Consider the following 24475-nt stretch of genomic DNA (forward strand, 5'->3'; position numbering starts at 1 on the left):
TGTAGAACCAACCCTATATTTTTTCGAACAAGGCCTGAAGTCTTTCGGGCGTCATTTTGGTTTTCCAATCCTTTCCCAATGCATTTTCCCAAAGAGGCTCCAATCCCATCGAAACATTGACCATTACATCAAAGTCATTCTGGGTAAGATCCGCACAGATACCTTTAGGCAATGTAATCGAATGCTTGTCCATCATTTTTTTGAACAGTGCTACTCCTTCGGGATAAAATTCCTCCAAATGCTGGAACACCAAGCAGTTTCCGATACCATGCTTTACACCCAATAAATACGATAGACCATAGCTCATGGCATGTGCCACCCCTACTTGTGAATAGGCGATGCTCATTCCACCATGCCAGGAGGCCATCATCAATTTATCGCGGGATTCCTCCGCTGGTAAATCTTCCAAAAAGACTTCCTTGCACAATTCCAGCGCCTTTTCACCGTAACTCTGGCTAAAAGCGTTCAAATAAGTGCCTGTTAACGATTCCACGCAATGGATATAGCAGTCCATTCCGGTGTAGAACCATTGCTCCTTGGGCACGGTTTCACTAAAATCGGGATCTAACAGCACTTGGTCGAAGGGGGTAAAATCGGAATTGATTCCCAACTTTTTTTCTGGACCCAAGAGTACCGTGGTCCGTGAAACCTCTGCCCCAGTTCCGCTAATCGTAGGAATGCCGACATGATACAGTGCTGGCTTGTTCACCAAGTCCCATCCTTGATAGTCCTTGGCCAATCCTTTGTTGTTCAGCAATATGGATACGGCCTTGGCCAGATCGAGCAGGGTTCCCCCACCGATTCCAATGATACCTGAGGGCATTTCCTTGTACTTTTCACGTATTTGGGCAACCAAAGCATCTACCTGGGCCGTTTTGGGTTCCTCCTCAGCCGAGATGAATATGATTTCGTCATTGAACATAAGGGGCACTTTGGCCATGAACCCTGTGTTCTCAAAAAAATCATCCACCAAAAAAATAAAGGGTGCCTCCGAACTTTTTCGTTGGGGCAATAAAATGTCGCCCAATTGCGAAAAACATCCCGACCCAAAAATGACCCTGGGAACCATGGGAAAATTTTTATAGGCCGTTCTGTGGGTTGAGGCTATTTCTTCTTGCTTCTTCAAATTATTCGCTGTCTTCATTTAGTTGTCCAAATACTTCAAAACATCCTTTAGACGGTTCAATTTCAAGTGGTTATTGACCATTTCATCTTCCGGTACCATCTCGTGGGCCCAAGTGGTATGAAAGGGCACATGAACCGCTTGCGCTCCAATATTCAAGATAGGCAATACATCCGACTTTAAGGAGTTTCCTATCATCAAAAATTCCTTGACATCGATATTCAAGTGGTCCAACAGATTCTTGTAATTGCTTTCCTTTTTATCGCTCAACACCTCCACATGATGAAAATATTGGGAAAGTCCCGATCTTTCCAACTTTCGTTCCTGATCCAAAAGATCGCCTTTGGTAAGTACAATCAATCTATATTTTCCCGATAGTTTGGCAAGTACTTCCTCCACCCCATCGAGGAGTTCCACCGGATGCGAAATCATTTTTTTACCTAGCTCCAATATCTGGGCAATGGTCTCTTGCGGGACCTTGTTATTGGAAAGGTCCAATGCGGATTCTATCATGGAAAGCATAAACCCCTTGATGCCGTAACCGTAGCTGTCCAAATTGGCCATTTCCATTTTAAAGAGCTCTTGGTCTATTTTGTTCTTGGTTTCGTAGCCTTCCAAAAGTTCCGCAAACTTTTCTTCGGTATCCCTAAAATAGGTCTCGTTGACCCAAAGGGTATCATCGGCATCAAAACCAATGGTTTTTATATTGCTGAAATCTACTTCCATACTTTTCGTGCACGTTCCAAGTCTTCAGGCGTATCAATTTCGATACCGGTGACATGGGTCTCTACCATTTTTATTTTTTTGCCATATTCCAAAAAGCGAATGGCCTCTATTTTTTCCTTGGCTTCCAAAGGCAACATGGGCAACTTTTGAAAATCCATCAGCGCCCTTTTTCTGAATACGTAGACGCCTTTATGTTTGTGATAGGTGGCATCCACTTTCTCATCCCGAGGATAGGGAATCGGGGAACGTGAAAAATATAGTGCAAATCCTTGATTATCCACAACGACCTTTACCGTATTGGGGTTGGATATTTCGTCCCAATCGGTAATGGGTGTCATCAACGAACCCAAATCAATTTCCTGCTCGGTATCATTTTTAAACACTTTGATGATTTTTCCTAAACTATCCGCATCGATAAAGGGTTCATCACCTTGCACATTGATCACCACATCCACATCCATATCTTCTACGGCTTCGGCAATTCTATCGCTGCCGCTTTCATGTGTTTTTTTGCTCATAATGACTTTTCCGCCAATAGCTTCAATGACTTCGGCAATAATTGGGCTATCGGTCACTACAAATACGTCGTCGAACAGTCCGGTATGGACCGCCGCTTCATAAGTTCTTACAATGACAGGCTTCCCACCGAGATCCTGCATCAATTTGGCAGGAAAGCGCGAGGCTTGATAGCGAGCGGGAATCATGGATATTATCTTCACTTTTAGGTTTTTGGTTTGAACAATGGTTATTTGGCTCTTGGCCGTATTTTTCGGTAAATTCTGAAGATGATCAGCAAAATGATGATGACCAATATCGCAGCAATGGGCGGCACTAATATGGAGGCGGTGCTCACGGCAACGGCCGCTCCCGTTTCAACGGTCGATACCAATGGGTTGGCCAATCCACCCGTGGTCCCTGTTGAAGCCAATCTACCCGTAGCATTGGCTCCTTTGATGGCCGTAGCGGTTCCTCCCCCGGCAATGATGGCCAAAGACCAAGTGATTACCGGATCCATATTGCTTGCGGTGCTTACCACGGCGGCAGTGCCAGCTATCCCGGCCAAAGGCAGAGCTATGGTATCCAAGGCATTGTCGACCCATGGGATAAAATAGGCAAATATCTCGACCACCGTGGCAATACCCAAGGTAATGAGCGCGGTCAGACTCCCAATCCATTGCCAGTTATCGTTGAGTTCCCACACCCCTAAATAAGCCGCAAAACTAAGGGCAAAAAGGGGCAAAAAAACACGAAAACCAGCGGAGGCCGCCAATCCTATCCCTAAAAACAAACTTATTATGGTATCTGGTTCAATGTTCATGCCGATGTCTAAATTAGCCTTTTCCTAGCCAAGAAAAAAATCATCCTTGAAACCTATTAAATAGAGTTGACGCTCGGCCCTTGTTACGGCAGTGTACAACCACCTTAGGTAATCCTTGTCCACCCCATTGGGCAAATATGGTTGTTCCACGAATACCGTATCCCACTGGCCCCCTTGCGATTTATGGCAGGTAATGGCATAGGAGAATTTTACTTGCAGGGCATTGAAGAACTTGTTGTTTTTGACACCTAAAAACTTGCGGTATTTGGTCTTTTCATGGGCATAGTCCTTCATCACCTCTTGGTACAGCTTATTTCCGTCCTCATAGGAAAGAGATGGTGTTTCTGCCGTGATGGTATCCAACAGTAGAACCGTCTCAAAGGGCCTTTGATTGGGATAATCCACCATTTTTACCTTTACCTCGGCAAACTTGAAGCCATACAACTCCTTGATGGCAAACAGTTCGAGCACCTCTATAATATCACCATTGGCAATAAACCCCGCCTCGGAATTGGGCTTTAGCCAAAAGTAGTTGTTCTTCACCACCATCATATAATCACCTACGGCAATTTCATTTTCCAAAAAAAGGATACGTTCACGGATGTTCTGGTTGTACAGGTTGGCCCTCTTGTTGGAACGTACAATAATGGCTGTTTGTTCCTTGCCGTTTTCACTGTAGGACGAATCAATCGCCTCTTGGATTTCGTTGCCATCGATAAGCCTAACGATATCGGTAAAATGGCTGAGTTCAAACTTAAACTCCTCAAAAAATTCGGATTGCAATTGCTCACGGAGGTTCGTGGCATTGTGAAGGATACCGGAATCGCCCGATTGTCGCATCACCTCATCGAGTTCCAAACATTCGACATCCTTATTATAGTGTAAGGATAAGCGGCCCTCATCCAGTGCAGGACTGAGTTCCAGCTTTACGGGAGGCAACTGCGCAGTATCCCCGATCAATATCAATTTACAGTTATGTCCCGAATGCACGTACTGCATCAAATCATCCAAAAGCGAACCGTTTTCGAACAATTTGGAATCCGCTGGGGTATCAGGAATCATGGAAGCTTCATCCACAATAAAAATGGTATTGCGATGTTTGTTTGGAGCCAACACAAATTGGATACCTCCGCCTGACTGCTTTTTGGGAAAATATATCTTTTTATGGATGGTAAAGGCCTTGTTTCCGGAATAAACGGACATCACTTTGGCCGCCCTACCAGTCGGGGCCATCAATACCGCACTCATTTTCACCTTCCATAAACTGCTCACCAGGGTAGCTACCAGTGTCGTTTTTCCCGTTCCTGCAAATCCCTTTAAAAGGAACAGTCTGTCCTTTTGTTTTCCTAAAACAAAGTTAGCCAGCTTATTAAGGGCTACATCCTGTTTTAAGGTAGGTGAATGGGGAAATTTCTCGGTTAAAATTTTTAAAAATGTAGGTACGGTAGCATCATTCATGGAGCCTAAATATAGTGGTCTTTTTTAAAGCAAAAAGTTTCCCAATAAAAAAAATATTGTAGATTTGTCTTTAACCACTAAATTAACTTTGAAAGACAGTATCAGATATGTTAAACTTAATTCTTATTGTTGTTTTAATATGCCTTGTGACCGTAGGGCTTGTTTTCTTGATCGATAGATTTTTACCTCAAAAAGTGAAGCCTGTACTGGTGATTCTCTTTGGAATTTTGAGCATTTTCCTAGGATACAAAATATACGATTCCATTAATGCTCCCATCGAATTCAACAAGGTAAGAAACGAAAGATTTGCCAAGGTAATCAACAAACTAAAGGACATCCGGGATTCTCAGGAAGCCTACAAAACGGTGAACGGAAAATACGCCAACGATTTTGAAAGCTTGATCAAATTTATCGATACCGGAAATTATACCATCACCACGCAACGGGATTCCTCTTTTATGAGATACGACCGAGTGTACCAAATTGAGATGCAACAAGACACTGTCATCATCGACACTTTGGGCACAGTTAAGGTAAAGGATTCACTTTTTGGTGCGGACGACCGTTACAAAACCATGATGAACGTACCTTACGCGCAGAACGATGAGAAGTTTGAAATGAAGGCGGACATCATCGATAAAAGTGGCTACAAGGCACCTGTATTCGAAGCCAAAGTGAAAAAGAACGTAGTGCTTTACGATCAACCACAAGACTTGGTGGAAAAAGAAAACTCTTACCAAAGTGTGGAAGAGGTAAATGGCACGGAAATCAAAGTTGGCTCATTGACCGATGTTAGTACCAACGGTAACTGGCCACCTGTTTACGACAGGAAAAAGAACAACTAGCTATAGTACAGAACACCACAAATAGCACTCATAGAAAATTGTCCATTCAAGCTGGCTTGAATGGACTTTCTTTTTGTGTACTGGATACTGTATCCCATAAAATCCTTGCCTTTGAACGGGTAGACTTCAAATCGCAGCTTACCCCCTACCTTATGCTCAAGGAACTCAAGGAAAAATTGGGTAAACAAGGCGAGGTGGGCCATAACTTTTCAGAAGTAATGGTGATTCACAAAAACAACCTTTTCGGACTTGTGCCCAAACCGCTTTTTAATAAAGACGAGCTCCCCAACTATCTCAAGTTCAACACCAAGATCATGGCGAACGATTTAATCGCCTATGATGAGATACCCAATCAGGATATTGTCAATGTATATGTACCCTATACCAATGTCAACAATTATATTTTTGACCTTTTCGGGGAATTTGAGTTCAAACATAGTGGCACCGTCCTTATCAACACCCTATTGAACCAAAACAGAATTACAACCGAACCCATTTGTTACGTTCAGGTTTCCAAAGGAGAAATGGAAATGATGGTAATTTCCGATAAAAAACTGCTCTTCTACAACCAATTTGAATACAAGACCAAAGAGGATTTTCTGTACTACCTGTTATTCAGTTTGGAACAATTGCAGATAGACCTTGAACGAGTACAGCTCAAACTCTTTGGTGCCGTTGAAGAAGGTGACCCTATCTATGATATCTGCTACCAATACATCAAAAACGTTTCCGTATTTGTCCCGAGCAATCCGTCCTTTCCCTTGGAACAACTGGAAAACGAAAGCATCGATTTTTCCATTTTAAGCTCGCTCTAAATGCGCATCATTTCTGGAAAATATAAAGGAAAGCGGTTGACCGCACCAAAAAAATTGCCCGTCCGGCCGACCACCGACATGGCCAAGGAAGCCCTGTTCAATATATTGAACAATAGGTTTTATTTTGATGAACTCAAGGTGCTGGACCTATTTTCGGGCACGGGAAACATTAGTTTTGAATTTGCTTCAAGGGGAACGGAACAGATTACGGCCGTTGATGGTTTTCAAGGTTGTGTGCGGTACATCTCCAAAACAGCCAATGAACTGGGTTTTTCCATTAATACCGTTAAATCGGATGTTTACAAATTTCTGGAGGGGACATCGGAACCATTTGACCTCATTTTTGCTGACCCACCCTATGATTTTGACACAGAGTCATTTTTGAAAATCGCAGATTTGGTCTTCGCAAAGAACCTTTTGCTGCCAGATGGAGTTTTGATCATTGAACATTCCGACCAAACCGACCTTTCGGAGCACCCTAAGTTTTCCGAGCAGCGAAAATATGGGGGAAGCATTTTCAGTTTTTTTGAAGAAAAAGAAGAATAAAAGCAGGCCATAAGCCGGATTCTGTGCATCCCAAATTAACTTTGGGAGTCCTTATCATTTATCTAGACAAATGGTTGCCCAAGTGTTCCAACCGCCTACCCTCCAACTCGGGCGTGCAGCCCTCAAACATTGGTTTACATGACGTTTCACCGCATAGAGTTTACCTGATTTCACTACAGCCGAACTGTACTTGCTTTCTGTTGCACTGGTCCTCGCCTTTCGGCGGACGGGCGTTACCCGCTATGCCGCACTACGGTGTCCGGACTTTCCTCTTCAAGTTGGTTTACCCAACTTGCAGCGATAAGGTGGCCTGCTGGCCGCAAAGGTAATCCAATTGTTAATAAAAAAAGAGGGAACTCTTCACTTGCGACAAACTTTAGCCATTGCTATTTTTATATTTGTATGAAATCTATTTTTCCCAGCATTGGAACCATTTATTGTATCGGCTAGAAAATATAGACCCCAGACGTTTAAGGATGTTGTGGGCCAACAGTCCATAACCAACACCTTAATGAATGCCATTGAGAACAATCATTTGGCACAGGCTCTTTTGTTTTGTGGCCCAAGGGGCGTTGGTAAAACAACTTGTGCCCGAATCTTGGCCAAAAAAATAAATCAAGATGGTACCGAAAGGGAAGATGAGGATTTCGCCTTCAATATTTTTGAGCTCGATGCGGCTTCCAATAATTCTGTGGATGATATCCGAAGCCTTATAGACCAGGTGCGTATTCCTCCACAGACGGGCAAATACAAAGTGTACATCATCGACGAGGTGCACATGCTCTCCCAATCGGCCTTCAACGCTTTTTTAAAGACCTTGGAGGAGCCACCAAAGCATGCCATATTTATTTTGGCGACCACGGAAAAGCACAAAATCATACCAACCATTCTTTCACGTTGTCAAATTTTTGACTTTAAGCGTATCACCGTTAAGGATGCCACTGAATATTTAAAGTACATTGCGGAACAACAAGGCATTGATGCGGAAGAAAGTGCACTGCACATCATAGCGCAAAAAGCGGACGGTGCTATGCGCGATGCCCTTTCCATTTTTGATCGCGTAGTAAGTTTTTCTGGGAAAGAACTCACCAGAAAGGCCGTTACGGAAAACCTGAATGTGCTGGATTACGACATTTATTTTTCCGCCACGGATTTGATCCTGGACAACAACATTCCTGAACTTTTGGTCCTCTTCAACAAAACCTTGTCCCTTGGTTTTGACGGTCATCACTTTATAACCGGTCTTGCCTCCCATTTCCGGGATTTGATGGTCTGCCAGCACAAGGATACCTTAAGTTTATTGGAAGTAGGCGAAGATGTGGTGGGTCAATATCAAGAGCAATCCAAAAAGGCATCCAAAGCGTTTTTGTTGAAAGCACTAGATATGGCCAACGATTGCGATTTGCAATACAAGACCAGTAAAAACCAACGTCTGCTGGTAGAACTCACACTCATGAAGCTAGCGTCCATCACTTTCGATGGAGAAAAAAAAAACTCTAATTTCTTAATACCTGCTTCACATTTCAAGGAGACAAAAATCGTTACAAACGGTATCAAAGTCCCAGAAACCCATTCACCTGAAACTCCTTCAAAAAAGACACCAATAGAACAGGCGACCATGGCGTCGACCCAAGAAATGGTGCCCAAGGTGGATGATGCGCCAGATGAAAACGAAGTTGAAAAAGAGCTGGCCAGCGAACCCGAAAAAAGCTATCAACCCAAAAAGATAGCTATAAAAGGTGCTGAAAAAAGGGTCTCGGGTCTATCCCTATCCAGCATCAAGGTCAAAAAAGAGCATCAAAACACCAAAGCTCCCAGTGTTGACGAAAAGGACCTTCCCAAGGATACTTTTGAGGAAAAGGAAATGCAAGAACATTGGGATAATTTTGTCCACCAACTGGAGCAACAAGGCAGAAAAATACTGGCAAGCAATTTACAGACCGATGTGCCCAAACTCAAGAATGAAAATACCATTTGGATAGAACTTCCCAATGGCACCATGAAAAAGGAGATAGAGCGGGAACAAAGTTTGATGCTGGATTACCTTAAGCAAAAACTGAACAACTACTCCATTACACTGCACATTACGGTAAATGAAGAGGTTGCCAAAAAGTTCGCCTTTACTCCCCAAGAAAAATATGAAAAATTACGGGAGAAAAACCCCAACTTGGATTTGCTCCGGAAAGAGTTTGACCTAGATTTTTGATCGGTTGATAAAACGGGTCCTAAAACCATAGACCAACATCACAATTCCCGCAATCAAAGAACCTAAAGACTCTCGACCCTCCTCGATATTCACGGTTTTCATCCCATGGTCCAACTGAACTCCTTCCCAGGTTTCCGGCCAGTATAGAATAAAAAGCATGATGAAGAATCCCGAAAGAAAAAAATAGATACCGGACTTCAGTTTTTTCAACAAGAAAAGTACTGAGGCCAGTGCTGCTGCAAAATAAATTAAAATCCATTTTACAGCGTCAGGGTCATTGAACTGAACAGCTATCGCGTATCCAAACAACAGCGTGAAGACAACAGCAAAAATTTTAAAAAAAGTTTCCATTACTTATTGGGTTATGTGGTTTTTCAGTACTTCATAAACATCGGTGGCCAATAATTCCGCTTTGGGCAAATGGTCTTGGGCGTTGGTAGCCAAGATAGGCCAATCTTGTTTATCCTCTGGGATTCTACCATGCGAGCCTTTCACTAACTCAGCTTTTAGGGGAATCACATCCATCACCGTCCTAAAGCCCAATTTCTTTTTAAGAAGTTTCCAAATCACTTTGGGCATTACAAACGGATCTGAAGGGTCCGTAAACATTTCAACGGGGTCGTACCCTGGCTTTTTATGAATGTTCACCATTCGGGCATAATCGGGTGCCACAGCATCATCTTCCCAGAAATAATAGGTAAACCAACTATCCTTATCTGCTACAAGGACGAAATCCCCGGCTCGATCATGGTTAAGCTGATGTGACTCCAGTTCATTTTTCGGAATGACTTTTTCCACACCGGGTATGGTCCTTAAATAGGTGTGCAATGCTTCATAATCGACAGCTTCCTTGGCATACACATGGGCCACTTGATGGTCGGCAACGGCAAAGGCTTTACTCGCACCGGCATCCAAGAGTTCCAACCCCCTTTCCATCCGAATACCCAAATACCCCTTTTTCCTAAGGTAACGGTTAATATGGATGGGATTGGACACATCGGTGATGCCATACTCGGACAATAGCACCACATGGGCAGACTTTGCCTCGTAATACTGCACCAAATCCTTGACCACAGCATCAATCTCCCTTAAATCCTTTTGTAGGATATCAAAGTTGAGCCCATGGCGTTGCGTATTGTAATCCAAGTGGGGCAGATACACCAAGGTCATGGTGGGGTCATGCTCACGGTCCATTTCCATGGTGGCATCGGCAATCCATCTACTCGATGCAATGGAGGTTTTGGGTCCCCAGAACTTAAACAAGGGAAACGTACCCAATTTAGCTTGAAGCTTGTCTCTCAGTTCGGACGGATAGGTATAAATATCTGGAATCTTTCTGCCATCCGCCAAGTAATTGGGGCGTGGGGTGGCGCTAAAATCAACTGTGCTGTACATATTGTACCACCAAAACATATTGGCACAGGTAAAATTGGCATTCAATGTCTTTAGTTCGTCCCAAATTTTTGGGGATTGCACCAAAGGATTTCCCTGTCTCCAAAACTTTACCTCCAGTTCATCCTTAAAAAACCATCCATTCCCAACAATACCGTGTTCGGATGGCCATTTTCCCGTGAGATAGGTACTTTGGGCAGAGCAAGTAACTGCGGGCAATACGGGCTTTACCACACTGCTTTTGCCTTTTTCCAAGAATGATTTGATGAAAGGGGTATGCTCCCCTATCAATCTATGGGTCAATCCTACAATATTGATCACTACGGTCTTCTTCATTCCAATCTTGATTTCATCCAATTCAGTTCCCGCGCTATGGATTCTGTAATCGGCATTTTAAGATCCTTGGGTAAAACATCCCAAGTGTAGGTTTCCACCTCGATATGTTGGCTCACCAAATGACTTTTCAAATAAGCCAATACGCTCTCAATCTGGTCTTGTGTGGATTGGAGCAAACCGTAATCCTTTAAAAATATGGGCACATGAAAGTGCGAGCGCAATTCGGTAAATGGTGCCCTCTTTTCCAAAATCACGGGTAAATCGTTGTATGTTTTCACCTTGCCATCGACCATTTGAGTTACTTGATGTAGATAAACCGGTTCATTGAACTTTGCCAAGGTGTTCCAAATGTCATCCGCTTTATCTTGGTCATACATTATTTTTAGGGCGGCACTCACCTGAATCTTACCAATCTTGATATCCGATTCCTTTAACTTTTCAAAGGTCCAATTTGGGGCTTCATAAGCCAATGCGAAATGACAAACATCGTAACATACCGTGATATAACGCTTGAGCAACTCGGTTATCTTTTCGGGATTGAATTGGTATTCCCCAAAAGCTTTAATAGCCGTAGGGACTAGGTATTCCGCATAAAAATCGAGTACCTCTTGCGTATTTTCCAAAAAACCATCGGGTTCGGGCTCCACATCCAAATGCATATACCTGCCCGAAGCTTTCTCCATTTGATAGAGTTCCAAAGCTACGCGAACCATATTTTTGGCCCCACTGGTCAATGCTTTTCGCTTATCCTCTTCCGAATCGAACCAATGTTTGTAGGAAACTGGGGAAGTGGAAATACCACACTCCATACCTTCGGGCGCCAAAACATCCAATTGTTTGAACAACCTCAGGGTATACTCCAAACGTTCCTGTGTGGTCCAATCCGGCACATGCACCTTATCCTTTACCGGTTCGCCATGAAAATTCCCATAGGGAAACCCGTTCATGGTGAATACGTAGCAATCTTCCTTATCCAACCATTCCTTAAATTCCTTGAGATGCCCTTGGTCGAGTTCCAAACTGGCAGTGTTTCCCAAACGAAGTCCCAATCCAAAAGGTTTATCCGGACAAACAGCACTCTTGATTTGGGGCACATTTTCCTTTAAGCTTGTAAATGTTTCTTCCCAATTCCCACCAGCATGGATATTGGTGCAATAGGTAAGGTGATATTTTTCATTGATTTTCATAGGGAACTTTCCGGTTTGCGCACAAAGCTTCGGATAGCCTGTTCCATTATGGTGTAGTCAATCTGATGTACATCGGTTTTTGTTCCGATTTTAGGAATCAAGGGGATGGTTAGCTTACCACCCAAATGCTCCCTAAATTCTTCAATTCCATGGAGCACTTCCTTGATTTCTTGATCGCTTTCAAAAGGCATTTCGAGTTGGAACCCCACTTTTTTGATAACGTTCAACACTCGGTCTAAATCATCTTCCAAAATGCCGATTAAATCAGCATACACCATATCTACGGCCATACCCAAGGCAACTGCCTCCCCGTGTCGAAGTTGATAATCGGTCATATATTCCATTTTATGGGCGGACCAATGACCAAAATCCAAGGGTCTGGACGAACCACTTTCGAAAGGGTCTCCTCCTTTGGAAATATGTTCCATGTGCAGCTCGGCGCAGCGATGGATAAGATAGGCCATGACCTCCATATCCCTGTTGGCCAAAGCTTGGGCTTTGTTTTCAATGTATTCAAAAAATGCCTTGTCCTTGATCAACGCCACTTTAATGGCCTCTGCGATTCCGGCCACCCAATCCCTTTGCTCCAGGGTTTTTAAAAATTCCAGATCGTTGATAATCGCGTAGGGCACGGAAAACGTCCCCAAAAAGTTTTTCTTTTCAAAGGCGTTCACACTGTTCTTGACCCCCACAGCGGCATCGTTCTGGGCCAAAACGGTCGTGGGTACCCTAATGAGCTGCACCCCTCGGTGCGCGATAGTAGCCGCATAACCCACCATATCAACCACGGCTCCGCCACCTATGGCCACTACAAAGGAATGCCTGCAAATGGCATTCTCATTAATGGCGGTAAGGCACCTTTCCACACTCGCTTGGTCTTTTTTACTTTGCTCACCTCCCGGCACTACAACTAATTCTGTGTACTGTATTTGATGTTTGTACTGCTCACAATACTGTTTGATGTGGGTCTCCAACAATGGGTGACAGTCCATAACCCCTTGATCGACGATAAATAGACATTTGATAGGCTCATTAGGTCTATATTCCGACAGTACATTTTTGAACAAAGGGTTCTCCACGGCAAACAGATGCTGGGTAAAAAGCAATTGATAATCATACCTTACTTGAAACGCCTGGCGTATGGGAGGTAAATTCGTATTCATAAATTAGGTTACTGCAAATTGTTTGGCCAAAAAGATAGACAACGGTAATAATAAAACTATGAGAATCCCCAGTAGAAGGTTCGAATGTGCTACGGCCAGGGAGGCGTCCAGCAATACAATGGACAAAACGCCAGATTTTACGGCATTTTTAATATGGGTTGGGGTATTGTTCCTATAAGCGATAATCAAGGGTCGGAAGACCATTAGCCCGAAGAGTACCAAAAACAATACATACCAAAAATCATTTTTGGCATAAGTGTAATGGAGGTAAACTAAAGCAGTGATAACCATTCCATAGAGCAATCCTGCCATCAGGATATTTCCTTTATTCTTGCCATGTACTTCACCCCTACTGATCATGGTGACCGCAAAGATGAAAACAATCGGTAGCAGCACATACGGCCAATATTGAAAGGTTCCCAACAACGAAATACCCATTAAAAGGTTGAGCCCTCTGCAAACACCCATATTCAATGGTCCCAATATAGGATGGTGCTTTGCAAATTTATCGTACGACAAAATGGACAATGCCAAAAAAACAGCGATTAAGCCTGTGGTTTTACCCACAAAAAATGCTAGTCCGATTCCAACCGCAAGCAGGACAAAACCAAGAGACCTTGCCTTTCCCAAAGGCACTATTCCGCTGGGAATAGGTCGTTCAGGTCGCTCCACCCTATCGATTTCAATATCAAATACATCATTGAGTACCACTCCTCCTGCGTACAGGAAAACGGAAGCCATCACCAGCAACAAAAAGGGTAAAACTGCGATGTCCGCCAATTGAAAAGCTCCCTCAACCGCAAACAGACCAGAGATAGCGGTTCCTGCCAAAACATCGGCAGCTGCCGTAGGTAAATTGGCCGGTCTACACAATTGGAGATATGCCTTTAAGCGTGGACTCATTAAACGATTTTGTTATCCTCTACTTTGGGTTCCTGCCCTCGTAGGACACTATTGTCATTAAACAATTTCCGTTGGTCGATAGCTTCAGGGTTCAACCAATGTTCGGCTTTCATTTTTACCGACCTGCCAAAAAAGTCCAGTGCATTCTGGTAACAGGTTTTTACCACATCAATACGGGAAACCCCATTTTGCAGCATTAGGTTGGCCGTTTTGGGAACCGCCAACGGGTCGGAAACGCCCCAATCCGCAGAACTGTCCACAATTATATTCGTACTTCCAAATTTTTTAACGACTTCCACCATACGCTGATTTCCCATTTTGGTTTTTGGATAAATGGTGAAGGCTGCAATAAATCCGCGGTCCAAAACTTCCTTTACCGTTTCCTCATTATTATGGTCGATGACTACCATTCCAGGGTCAATCCCGTGCTCTATACAGACTTCCATACTTTTAATGGTCCCTGCCTTTTTATCCCTATGGGGGGTATGTACTTGAACCATCATATTAAACTCTTTGGCCAGCTCCAATTGTTCCCGAAAGAACCTATCCTCTGCCTCGGTCTGGTCGTCATATCCGATTTCTCCAATGGCCACCACATTTTCCTTGTGCAGATATAAAGGCAATAATTCCATAACCTCTTCGGCCAAGGGTACATTATTCGCCTCTTTGGAGTTAAGCCCGATGGTACAATAATGTTTGATTCCGAATTGAGAAGCCCTAAAAGGTTCCCACCCCACCAAACTGCTGAAATAGTCTTGAAAAGAACCTACCTGTGTTCTGGGTTGCCCCAACCAAAATGAAGGTTCTATCACCGCGACTACCCCAGCTGCCGCCATGGCCTCGTAATCATCCGTAGTTCTAGAGGTCATGTGAACGTGTGGGTCTATGATCATTAATTTATCATCCATGCTATTACAAATTTTTCCAAGTTAACTCCCCTTTTTCTGCCTTTTCCAGGTGAGTGTTGTATGTTTTCAATAATTTTTTTCCCGCTTCGGTATCCGAATGAAAACAGACCAATGTGGCCGCTTTTTGCTCCCTTTCATTTTCGCTTTGAAACAAGCGTTCCATATCCTCGATCAAAGCGCCTTCCAAAAATGGGGAGACCGGTCTCCAGAACATGGGATCAATATCCCGTGAGGCTGCCCATCGTTCATGGGCGTAGTCTGATACGATTCTTGTCAAATCTTTGTTGGCCATTTTGTCCACGTCTGGAATCTTCTTCAAATCCTGCTGCATAAATGCAGCTTTCAGATACATTTGATTCCATTCCGCGTTGGTAAAATACCTTGCGGGATAGGGATTATGTTGGGAAATGGCGTTGAACACCGTCGCGATATTGGTACGTAGCGCTTCCACCGCAGCAAATTTAAAATGCTCTGGTTTCGGTAAAAGAACCAAGTATTTCAAAAAAGTTTCCAATTCGGTTTTATCCGATATTTGTATCAATTGCTGAACGGGCTTTAAAAAAACCTCATCTGACTCCAAAACAGATAACAAGAGCAAAATTCGGGACATTTCCAAGGTAGAGGCGTTCTGCTGTTCCAAATAGCTACTCCACTGGAAATCCTTCTCACCAAAATCATGGATTGGGGCATCCTTTATTTTTGATGTAGATAAGCTATAGGTCATATACAGATCTTTTCTGCTTTTAGCATCAACGACCTGCGCAATGGCATCCATCAACCATTCAAATTCTGTTTTTTCCAAGTTAAGTTTCAGGATATCGGAGAGATATTCTTTAGAGGTTTTGGCCATAAATTCTGACTAGAATACGTTGGTTTACAAATATAACGAGGGTTCACCGATTTTATTTAATCCTATCAGATTATCTTTGCCCAAAATTAGATGACCATGTTAGGCTTAAAATTACCTACCGACCCAAGATGGGTAAATATTGTTGAAAAGAACATCGAGGAGATCTTGACGGACCACGCGTATTGCGAGCAAAAAGCTGCCAGCACTGCCATTTCGTTGATTATCGGGTTTCCGGAAAAATCGGAATTGGTGAAAGAAATGACCGCTTTGGCCCGTGAGGAAATGGGACACTTCAACATGGTTCACGACAAAATTATCCAGCGTGGATGGGTTTTGGGTCGCGAACGTAAGGATGAATACGTCATCGAACTAATGAAATTTTTCCCAAAAGGTGGTAGCCGAGAGACCCACTTGGTGCATAAATTATTATATGCTGCCTTGATAGAGGCCCGGAGCTGCGAACGTTTTAGGTTGCTTTCCGAGGAAATCGACGACCAAGAGCTATCGGAATTCTACCGTAACCTCATGATCAGTGAAGCCAATCACTATACCATGTTCCTCAAATTTGCCCGAAAATACGGGAAAAAGGAGGAAGTGGACCAAAAGTGGAACGACCTTTTGGAGTACGAGGCCCAACTGATGAAAAATCTCGGAAAAAAGGAAACCATGCACGGGTAACTCCGTGGGTTATTCCTCTAACTTCTTTTTATAATAATCGTACATCTCAAACTGGGATCTTAGCTCAGGCTGACCTTTGGGTCTTTTTCTGTAGGCATTGTCCTGTTTGGCAGAGAAAACACGGGCCTTCGAATTGTCATTCCAAGAAATTTCAAAGGTATCTAGCAGTTCCTGTCTAATATCCGGGTCGTAAATGGGGCAACCCACTTCTACCCTAAAATCCAAATTACGGGTCATCCAATCTGCTGAGGAAATATAAATCTTTGGGTTACCGTCGTTGCCAAAAATGAAGAGTCTGGGGTGTTCCAAAAACTTATCCACCACACTGATGGCCTCTATATTCTCGCTCATGCCCTCAACCCCAGGGATAAGACAGCAAATACCCCGAACAATCATTTGTATCTTCACCCCTGCCCTACTGGCCTCGTACAGTTTATCGACCATCTTGTAAGAGGTGAGACTGTTCATCTTTATTTTGATGTAAGCCTGTTTTCCTGCCTTGGCAAGGGCAATTTCCTTGTCAATCAACTTCATAAAAGTCGACTTCGTGTAATGAGGGGATACAATTAGATGTTTGTACTTGTTGATTTTATAATTGGTCTCGAAAAACCCGAACACTTTGTTCATGTCTTTCAAGATGCCTTGGTGCGCAGTAAACAAGGTATAGTCAGTATAGATTTTGGCAGTAGACTCGTTGAAGTTTCCTGTACTGATGAAACCATATCGTTTAATGGTGTGTCCTTCCTCTCGTTCTATCAAACATATTTTACTGTGTACTTTAAGCCCTGGCACACCAAAAATCAAATTAACTCCTTCGTCCTGTAAGTAGTTGGCGTACTCAATATTGTTCTGTTCATCAAATCTCGCTTGGAGTTCAATTTGTACAGTGACCTGCTTCCCGTTCTTCACCGCATTGACCAAGGCCGATGCAATTTGACTTTCACTGGCCAAACGATAAATGGTAATCTTTATGGTTCGCACCCTTGGATCTAAAGCGGCTTCGCGCAAGAATTTGGTCACATAACTAAATGTATGATAGGGTGCATAGATCATATAATCCTTATGTGCGATCATATCCAGCAAACTTCCCTTCATGCTCAAACCTTTTACAGGCAAAGGCTCTATTTTTTCGTACATCAAGTCATGACGGCCCAAGCTGGGAAAGCCCATATAATCCCTTCGGTTATGGTAGCGCCCGCCGGGAATGACACTATCGGTATCCATTATGTCCATTTTATCCTTGAGGAACTGCAGAGTGTCTTTATCAATGCTCTTATCGTATACAAAACGCACGGGGTCGCTTATCTTTCTATCCTCCACACTGGAAGAAATTTTCTCGATAAAGCTCTTGCTCAGATCATTGTCGATATCAAGTTCGGCATCGCGGGTAATTTTGATCATGTGTGCCGAAATGGAATCGAATTCGAACATGGTAAAAACACTGTCCAAACAGTAACGAATCAAATCATCCAACATGATCACATAATCCTTGTCCCCTTCTTTGGGCAATACCACAAAACGGTCGATTCCCTTAGGGATTTCTATAAGCGCATATCGATTGTGCTTTCCACGGGGCGTTCCGTTTTTCATGACCACTTTTACGGCCAAATAGGCAGCGGTATCCTTCAACAAGGGGAATTCGGTCAGGTCGTTCAAAATGATGGTCATCAGTTCTTGGTTGACCTTTTTGAAGAAGTAATCCCGAATAAATTCAGCTTGGCTTTCACTAACCTCGGTTTCCCTAATGATGAAGATGTTCTCCTGTCGAAGCTCCCTATCGATCTGTTTAAAAATCTCCAAACTTCGTGCCTGCTGGTCGATTACAATTTTGGTGATTTCTTCCAACAGATCCTTGGCCTTTTCTCCACCCAAAACACTTTTTCCTGTTTTTCCAGCATCCACGATACGTTTCACCGTAGCGTAGCGTACTTTGAAAAACTCATCAAGGTTATTGCTGAAAATTCCTAAAAATCGTAGCCTGTCAATTAAGGGTACCCGGTGGTCTTTCGCCTCTTGCAATACCCTTGCATTAAACTGTAACCAGCTGATTTCCCTATTGATATATTCGTTTGTTGTTTTTACCATCTATTTCTTCAAGTGTTTTGGAAAGATCATTTGTTTGGTGGTTCCCCTGCTTACTTTGGACCAATCGTCCACACCAAATGTAATATGGACCAATCCTGCCGTGGGAACGATGTCAATATACTGATCTCCCCAAGTATTTGCAAGCGAGGTAAAGGCATTATTATGGCCAAAGAGCGCCACGGTATCCATGGCATTGTCCAATTGTTGTACGAACTGCTCCACACTATTACCGGAAAAGTCGTAGAGCATATGGTTTACCCTAAAATTGGATAGGTCGTACTCCAAGTTCCTCACAAAAATCATACTGGTATGCAAGGCCCTGTTGGCAGGGCTGGAAAAGATAAAATCAATTTTGGGCGCATGCAATCCAAAGGTCTTGGATACCTTGTGGGCATCATTTATACCACGTTCCTGTAAGGGCCGGTCTTTATCAGAGACATCATAATCCCATGAGGATTTTCCATGTCGCATCAATATCAGTTGTTTCATTGTCTTAGGTGTTAAGGTGCCAGTCGTTCAATTTTCCAATCAAAATCTTCATCCAAGGTGTATCGTATCCTGTCATGCAATCGATTCGGGCGGCCCTGCCAAAACTCGATGGATACAGGCCTCACCAAAAAACCTCCCCAATAATCGGGTCTTGGTACTTCCTTTCCCTCATATTCTTGTTCGAGCTCCTTTAGTTTGCCTTCCAAATGTTCACGGGAAGGCACCACTTGGCTCTGGTCCGACACCACGGCTCCCAATTGGCTGCCTTTGGGCCGGGACTCAAAATAGCCGTCGGAAAGATTTTCAGCAATCTTTTCCGCTTTCCCCTTAATGATAACTTGACGTTCCATATTGGGCCAAAAAAAGGAAAGACATACGGAAGGGTTGGCAGCAATGGCCTTCCCCTTTTCACTCCGATAGTTGGTATAAAAAATAAATCCCTCAAAAGTGAATTTTTTCATCAATACCACCCTGCTTTTTGGAAATCCGTCCAAACCAATGGTGGATACCGTCATGGCATTGGGTTCATCCACGCCGTCCGAGGCTTCCACCTCATGGAACCACTTTTGGAACTGTTCCATGGGGTTCTCCCTGATGGATGTTTCGGTAAGCTCACTTTTTTCGTAGGATTTTCGGTAATCGCTGAGATCTTTTTGCATAAGGTGAAGATCGTCAAAAATAGGGTCTCCTCAAAACGGGAAGTTTGTAAAACTTTGGTAAAATTTTTAATCGCCAAAGTCAAACACCTTACCGTCATCCGCTAAATCAACTGGGGTGAAAATGGTTTCCGCCTCTTCTTTAAAGAGTCGGATGGATTTGTATCGTGTGGAATAGTGGCCCAAAATCAAAAGTTTCGCATTGGCTCCTTGGGCTATTTGGGCTGCCTGCATGGCCGTGGAATGTTTTGTTTTCTCGCATAAATGCGCTTCGGATTCCAGAAAAGTGGACTCGTGGTACAATACGGTCACGTCTTGGATGATGGGTACAACGGTCTCGTTATACATGGTATCACTGCAAAAAGCATAGCTTTTCGGTTCCGGAGGGTCCAAGGTCAACTTTCGGTTCGGAACCGTGCGGCCCGAAGCATCAACGCCATCGGCTCCATTTTTGATGTTGTTGAACTGACTCCTGTCCACCCCATACTTTCGTGTGGCCTGAACATCCAAAGTTCTGGGTGACTCCTTTTCCTGAAACAGAAATCCATTGGTATAAACCCTGTGTATCAAGGGTACGGTGCGTACGGTCACTTTATCATCCTCAAATACAAGTTCGGATTCCTTGGATTCCAATTCGTGGAACACCAGTGGGTAATTGGTCCAGGAATCCCCCAATTTTAAAAAGAGGGTAATGGCCTGTTTGATGCCTTTGGGTCCATAAATATGAAGCTCTTTATCCCTTCCCAGCAATCGAAAGGTGGAAATTAATCCGGGCAGACCAAAAAAATGGTCTCCATGGAGGTGGGAGATAAAAATATGGTTGATTCTGGAAAACTTGACCTTATATTTTCGAAGCTGCACTTGGGTCCCTTCGCCACAATCTATCAAAAATAGGTGGTTTTTGATTTCGAGTACCTGAGCGGTAGGATTGGTAAATGTTCGTGGTGTGGCGGCATAACAACCGAGTACGGTAAGCTTCATATGCCAAGGTCGCGTTCAATTTCTTCCATTTCGATGATGTCCTTTGCCTCTTGAAGAGTGGGCACTACACTCAACTCTTCTGGAATGTCATCATAGCTAACGGCATCCGTGACCAAAACAAAGGATTGTCCACCGGCCTTATGGGTGTTTGAGAGATCCAAAAACTCCAACAGGTCATCCACTGTGAGTTTTTTGAAGGAAAAAAGATTGACCACGATATTGTCGTGCTTCAGTTTCGGGTAGGCGTTCTGCAGATTTTCCATAAACCCGGAAAGCGTGGTCTTCTCTTGAAAGACGATGGTGGTGGTTCCTTCTTTGTCGATAATCATATCGCTTACTTTATTTTAGATGCCAAAAGATATAGTACGGCCATTCGTATGGCTACGCCATTTTCCACTTGGTGCAGGATAATGGATTGGTCGGAATCGGCTACATCACTGGTAATCTCCACACCTCTATTAATAGGTCCCGGGTGCATGATCACAATTTGCTTGTCCAAACTGTCCAAAAGCTCCTTGTTCACCCCAAATTGCTGGGTGTATTCCCGTGTGGATGGAAAGTAGCTGATGTCCATACGCTCGTTCTGTACCCGAAGCATATTAGCCACATCGCACCATTCCAAGGCCTTCCTCAAATTGGTCTCTACGCCCACACCCAAGGATTCAATATGCTTTGGAATAAGTGTTTTTGGTCCACAAACTTTTACATTGGCCCCTTGCAGCTTCAAGGCGAAAATATTGGAAAGGGCTACCCGAGAGTGCAAAATATCCCCCACGATGACCACATTTTTTCCGCCTACGTCACCCAATTTTTCCCGTATGGAGAAAGAATCCAATAAGGCTTGCGTCGGATGCTCATGGGCGCCGTCACCTGCATTTACGATGGATGCTTTTACGTGTTGTGACAAAAATATACCCGCTCCGGGATTGGGATGTCGCATCACCACCATATCTACCTTCATGGAGAGGATATTGTTGACCGTATCGATAAGGGTTTCGCCCTTTTTCACAGAGGATTGCCCTGCGGAAAAATTCACCACATCTGCCGAAAGTCGCTTTTCCGCGAGCTCAAAAGAAAGCTTGGTACGGGTACTGTTCTCAAAAAAGATATTGGCAATGGTGATATCGCGAAGGGTGGGCACTTTTTTTATGGAACGGTTGATGACCTCCTTAAAATGGTCTGCCGTTTCAAAAATGAGCGATATATCCTTTTGGTTCAGATATTTGATTCCCAACAAGTGGTTTACGCTTAACTCGCTCATTCCCTATTATTTGCTTACTAAATATACTTTATCCTCACCGTCGTTTTCTTTCCACATCACTTTGACCTTTTCTTCGTTGATGGCATCCACTTGTCGGCCGCGATAGGTGGGCTGAATGGGTAAGTGCCTGCTAAAACGTCTGTCAATCAATGTCAAAAGCTCGATATTGCTTGGTCTACCAAAGGACTGGATGGCCGTAAGGGCCGACCGGATGCTTCTACCTGTGTAGAGGACATCATCGATAAATACCACTTTTTTGTCCTCCACCAAAAAATTCATCTGTGTGGAATTGGCCTTGAGGATTTCCCCTCGTCCAAAATCATCCCTAAAAAATGTGATATCCAAGAATCCAAGGTCAATATGTTTGATCTTGTATTCCTTTTTAAGAATCTTGACCAATCGCTCTGCCAAAAAAACACCTCTGGGCTGAATACCTATTAAGGCGGTATTGGTAAAATCCAAATGGTTTTCCATGAGCTGACAGGCCAACCGGTGCAGTATGATGTTGATTTCCTTTGAAGTAAGCAGAACTTTTTGACTCATAGGCTTTGTGCGACCAACTCGGTTGATTACAAAAGTAAGCAATTCTTTAAAATGTTTGGCGCATAAAAAAGCCCCACTGTTTCCAGCGGGGCTTTGTATGATTGAAAGTTCTGATTACTTTTTCTTGGAATCAGCTTCCATTTTGTCCTTCAAGGCTTGCAACTGTGAGTTGGCATCTCCAAGGGTTGGAGCAGCTTCATCGGATGATGCGGCTCTTTTCTTGGCAGCTTTCACATTCTTGTCCTCTTGCTCTCTAAAGATAGCAGTGTGGCTAGCCACAACTCGCTTGAAATCTTTGTTGAACTCGATGATCTTGAATTCGGCCTCTTCTCCTTTTTGGAGTTTTTTACCGTCTTCTTTCTCCATGTGTCGCTGCGGCACAAACCCTACGATATCCTCGTTAAAGTTGATGGTAGCTCCTTTGTCCACCACCTCAGCGATGGCAGCTTTGTGGATGGTACCTTCAGCAAACTCCTCGGAGTACTTGTCCCAAGGGTTCTCTGTGGTCTGCTTGTGTCCAAGGCTCAACTTGCGGCCTTCCACGTCCAATTCCAATACTTCCACCTCCAAAGTGTCACCTACAGTCACAAACTCGGATGGGTGCTTGATTTTCTTGGTCCAAGAAAGGTCGGAGATATAGATCAAACCGTCGATTCCTTCTTCCAACTCTACGAATACTCCAAAGTTGGTAAAGTTTCTAACGATTCCTTTGTGTCTTGATCCCACTGGGTATTTGGAAGTGATATCGGTCCATGGGTCAGGAGTCAATTGCTTTATACCCAACGACATTTTACGATCTTCTCTATCCAAGGTCAATACCTCGGCCTCAACTTCGTCACCTACGTTAACGAAATCTTGGGCCGATCTTAGGTGAGTACTCCAAGACATTTCAGAAACGTGGATCAAACCTTCCACTCCTTCGGCAACTTCGATAAATGCACCGTAATCTGCGATAACGACTACTTTACCTTTCACCTTGTCTCCTACTTTGATCTCATCACCAAGGGCATCCCATGGGTGTTTCTCCAATTGCTTAAGACCCAACTGGATTCTGGACTTGTTGTCGTCGAAGTCCAAGATAACCACGTTCAATTTTTGGTCTAGCTCCACCACCTCGTTCGGGTGGTTGATACGGCTCCAGGAAAGGTCGGTAATGTGAACCAATCCATCCACACCTCCAAGGTCGATAAATACCCCGTATGATGTAATGTTCTTGACCACACCTTCCAATACTTGACCTTTTTCCAATTGGCCGATGATCTCTTTTTTCTGCTCTTCGATGTCCGCTTCGATCAAGGCTTTGTGGGATACCACTACGTTCTTGAACTCGTGGTTGATCTTCACTACCTTAAACTCCATGGTCTTGCCTACATATTGATCGTAATCACGGATAGGCTTCACATCGATTTGGGAACCTGGCAAGAACGCCTCGATACCGAATACGTCAACGATCATACCACCTTTGGTACGGCATTTAACGAAACCAGTAACAATCTCTTCCTTGTCATGGGCGTTGTTTACGCGCTCCCAAGCTTTGATGGTCCTTGCTTTTCTGTGGGACAACACCAATTGACCGGTCTTGTCTTCACGGATATCTATAAGTACCTCAACTTTATCACCAACTTTAAGATCGGGATTGTAGCGGAACTCATTCAAGGAAATCACACCTTCGGACTTGGCATTGATGTCAATGATCGCCTCACGGTCTGTCATGTGAACCACTTTTCCTTCCACAACTTCCTCATCGGCAGTGTCCACAAAGTTTTCCTCAACAAGGTTTTCAAATTCCTTGAGCTTTGTATCATCTACGCGCTCAATTCCTTCTTCGTACTTGTCCCAATCAAAGTTTTCAAGAAATTCCTGAGGATCTTGTTCGGGTTGTTTTGCTTCCTTTACTTCTGGTGCCAAGGCAGTTTCTTCTACCTCAACGTTTTGTTTTTCTTCAGCCATACTTTGCTGATTAAAATTTGTATTCCACGTTTTACAAGAGCCCAACAATTACCGTG

The 24475-nt window shown here is 43.7% G+C and carries 25 protein-coding genes and 1 other RNA gene; 5 read left to right on the forward strand and 21 right to left on the reverse strand.

Features of this window, described 5'->3' with window-relative positions; genetic code table 11:
* Positions 1-13 precede the first annotated feature (13 nt).
* Genes GGE08_RS13490 through GGE08_RS13510 form a run of 5 tightly spaced genes read right to left on the reverse strand, consistent with a single transcriptional unit; the run spans position 14 to position 4625 of the window.
* On the reverse strand, positions 14-1144 hold the full coding sequence (locus tag GGE08_RS13490; RefSeq protein WP_179385410.1) for an iron-containing alcohol dehydrogenase family protein: 1131 nt from the start codon (positions 1142-1144) through the stop codon (positions 14-16).
* The gene (locus GGE08_RS13495; RefSeq protein WP_179385411.1) at positions 1145-1849 is read right to left on the reverse strand and encodes an HAD family hydrolase; all 705 of its coding nucleotides are present in this window, start codon (positions 1847-1849) and stop codon (positions 1145-1147) included.
* On the reverse strand, positions 1840-2553 hold the full coding sequence (kdsB, locus tag GGE08_RS13500) for a 3-deoxy-manno-octulosonate cytidylyltransferase (RefSeq protein WP_179385509.1): 714 nt from the start codon (positions 2551-2553) through the stop codon (positions 1840-1842). The genes GGE08_RS13495 and kdsB overlap by 10 nt, the downstream gene beginning before the upstream one ends.
* 41 nt (positions 2554-2594) lie before the next feature.
* Positions 2595-3167: a DUF4126 domain-containing protein gene (locus tag GGE08_RS13505; protein WP_218847547.1), complete on the reverse strand. Its 573-nt coding sequence runs from the start codon at positions 3165-3167 to the stop codon at positions 2595-2597.
* A 24-nt stretch (positions 3168-3191) separates the two neighbouring features.
* A complete protein-coding gene (locus tag GGE08_RS13510; protein WP_179385412.1) occupies positions 3192-4625 on the reverse strand; it encodes an ATP-dependent RecD-like DNA helicase in 1434 nt (477 codons plus the stop codon).
* Between the two features lie 194 nt (positions 4626-4819).
* Between GGE08_RS13510 and GGE08_RS13515 the strand changes: the two genes are divergently transcribed.
* From GGE08_RS13515 to GGE08_RS13525, 3 genes are read left to right on the forward strand one after another with little or no spacing between them, the layout of a single operon-like run.
* Positions 4820-5470 (forward strand): hypothetical protein, encoded by a 651-nt coding sequence (locus GGE08_RS13515; RefSeq protein WP_179385413.1) that lies wholly within the window; start codon positions 4820-4822, stop codon positions 5468-5470.
* Positions 5471-5508: 38 nt separating this feature from the next.
* Positions 5509-6285 (forward strand): DUF3822 family protein, encoded by a 777-nt coding sequence (locus GGE08_RS13520; RefSeq protein ID WP_409553496.1) that lies wholly within the window; start codon positions 5509-5511, stop codon positions 6283-6285.
* Positions 6286-6831, forward strand: coding sequence for an RsmD family RNA methyltransferase (locus GGE08_RS13525; RefSeq protein WP_179385414.1), 546 nt, complete (start codon positions 6286-6288; stop codon positions 6829-6831).
* Here the strand turns inward: GGE08_RS13525 and rnpB are convergent.
* Positions 6827-7148, reverse strand: an RNA gene (gene rnpB / locus GGE08_RS13530) — RNase P RNA component class A. The genes GGE08_RS13525 and rnpB overlap by 5 nt on opposite strands.
* Before the next feature lie 107 nt (positions 7149-7255).
* Here rnpB and GGE08_RS13535 point away from each other — a divergent pair.
* A complete protein-coding gene (locus tag GGE08_RS13535) occupies positions 7256-9037 on the forward strand; it encodes a DNA polymerase III subunit gamma/tau (protein WP_179385415.1) in 1782 nt (593 codons plus the stop codon).
* Here the strand turns inward: GGE08_RS13535 and GGE08_RS13540 are convergent.
* Genes GGE08_RS13540 through GGE08_RS13570 form a run of 7 tightly spaced genes read right to left on the reverse strand, consistent with a single transcriptional unit; the run spans position 9026 to position 15776 of the window.
* Positions 9026-9388, reverse strand: a complete 363-nt coding sequence (locus tag GGE08_RS13540; protein ID WP_179385416.1) for a transmembrane 220 family protein — start codon at positions 9386-9388, stop codon at positions 9026-9028. The two genes, GGE08_RS13535 and GGE08_RS13540, sit on opposite strands and share 12 nt — an antisense overlap.
* Positions 9389-9391: 3 nt before the next feature.
* On the reverse strand, positions 9392-10765 hold the full coding sequence (locus tag GGE08_RS13545; protein ID WP_179385417.1) for an alkaline phosphatase family protein: 1374 nt from the start codon (positions 10763-10765) through the stop codon (positions 9392-9394).
* A complete protein-coding gene (gene eboE / locus GGE08_RS13550; protein ID WP_179385418.1) occupies positions 10762-11952 on the reverse strand; it encodes a metabolite traffic protein EboE in 1191 nt (396 codons plus the stop codon). Before eboE ends, GGE08_RS13545 begins: the two co-directional genes overlap by 4 nt.
* Complete coding sequence (locus GGE08_RS13555) at positions 11949-13115, reverse strand: 3-dehydroquinate synthase (RefSeq protein ID WP_179385419.1); 1167 nt, start codon at positions 13113-13115, stop codon at positions 11949-11951. The genes eboE and GGE08_RS13555 overlap by 4 nt, the downstream gene beginning before the upstream one ends.
* Before the next feature lie 3 nt (positions 13116-13118).
* The gene (eboC, locus tag GGE08_RS13560) at positions 13119-14018 is read right to left on the reverse strand and encodes a UbiA-like protein EboC (protein WP_179385420.1); all 900 of its coding nucleotides are present in this window, start codon (positions 14016-14018) and stop codon (positions 13119-13121) included.
* Complete coding sequence (locus tag GGE08_RS13565; protein WP_179385421.1) at positions 14018-14926, reverse strand: TatD family hydrolase; 909 nt, start codon at positions 14924-14926, stop codon at positions 14018-14020. The genes eboC and GGE08_RS13565 overlap by 1 nt, the downstream gene beginning before the upstream one ends.
* Before the next feature lie 4 nt (positions 14927-14930).
* On the reverse strand, positions 14931-15776 hold the full coding sequence (locus GGE08_RS13570; RefSeq protein WP_179385422.1) for an EboA domain-containing protein: 846 nt from the start codon (positions 15774-15776) through the stop codon (positions 14931-14933).
* A gap of 96 nt (positions 15777-15872) precedes the next feature.
* Between GGE08_RS13570 and GGE08_RS13575 the strand changes: the two genes are divergently transcribed.
* Positions 15873-16454 (forward strand): tRNA-(ms[2]io[6]A)-hydroxylase, encoded by a 582-nt coding sequence (locus GGE08_RS13575; protein ID WP_127140000.1) that lies wholly within the window; start codon positions 15873-15875, stop codon positions 16452-16454.
* Positions 16455-16463: 9 nt separating this feature from the next.
* On the opposite strand, the gene ppk1 is transcribed toward GGE08_RS13575, so the two are convergent.
* The 8 genes from ppk1 to rpsA form a co-directional block, all read right to left on the reverse strand.
* Entirely contained in the window at positions 16464-18539 is a 2076-nt protein-coding gene (ppk1, locus tag GGE08_RS13580) for a polyphosphate kinase 1 (RefSeq protein ID WP_179385423.1), read from the reverse strand.
* Entirely contained in the window at positions 18540-19028 is a 489-nt protein-coding gene (locus tag GGE08_RS13585; RefSeq protein ID WP_179385424.1) for a SixA phosphatase family protein, read from the reverse strand. It abuts the gene before it with no gap.
* A gap of 11 nt (positions 19029-19039) precedes the next feature.
* Positions 19040-19687: a pyridoxamine 5'-phosphate oxidase gene (pdxH, locus tag GGE08_RS13590; protein WP_179385425.1), complete on the reverse strand. Its 648-nt coding sequence runs from the start codon at positions 19685-19687 to the stop codon at positions 19040-19042.
* A gap of 66 nt (positions 19688-19753) precedes the next feature.
* Positions 19754-20665, reverse strand: coding sequence for a ribonuclease Z (locus tag GGE08_RS13595; RefSeq protein WP_179385426.1), 912 nt, complete (start codon positions 20663-20665; stop codon positions 19754-19756).
* Positions 20662-20994: a ribonuclease Z gene (locus GGE08_RS13600; RefSeq protein WP_179385427.1), complete on the reverse strand. Its 333-nt coding sequence runs from the start codon at positions 20992-20994 to the stop codon at positions 20662-20664. The genes GGE08_RS13595 and GGE08_RS13600 overlap by 4 nt, the downstream gene beginning before the upstream one ends.
* A gap of 5 nt (positions 20995-20999) precedes the next feature.
* Complete coding sequence (locus GGE08_RS13605; RefSeq protein ID WP_179385428.1) at positions 21000-21926, reverse strand: aspartate carbamoyltransferase catalytic subunit; 927 nt, start codon at positions 21924-21926, stop codon at positions 21000-21002.
* Positions 21927-21932: 6 nt separating this feature from the next.
* The gene (gene pyrR, locus GGE08_RS13610; RefSeq protein WP_179385429.1) at positions 21933-22469 is read right to left on the reverse strand and encodes a bifunctional pyr operon transcriptional regulator/uracil phosphoribosyltransferase PyrR; all 537 of its coding nucleotides are present in this window, start codon (positions 22467-22469) and stop codon (positions 21933-21935) included.
* 114 nt (positions 22470-22583) lie between these two features.
* Entirely contained in the window at positions 22584-24419 is a 1836-nt protein-coding gene (rpsA, locus tag GGE08_RS13615; RefSeq protein WP_179385430.1) for a 30S ribosomal protein S1, read from the reverse strand.
* Positions 24420-24475: the final 56 nt, after the last annotated feature.

Origin of the sequence: Allomuricauda sp. ARW1Y1 (assembly GCF_013407935.1) — a bacterium.
Taxonomy (GTDB): domain Bacteria; phylum Bacteroidota; class Bacteroidia; order Flavobacteriales; family Flavobacteriaceae; genus Flagellimonas.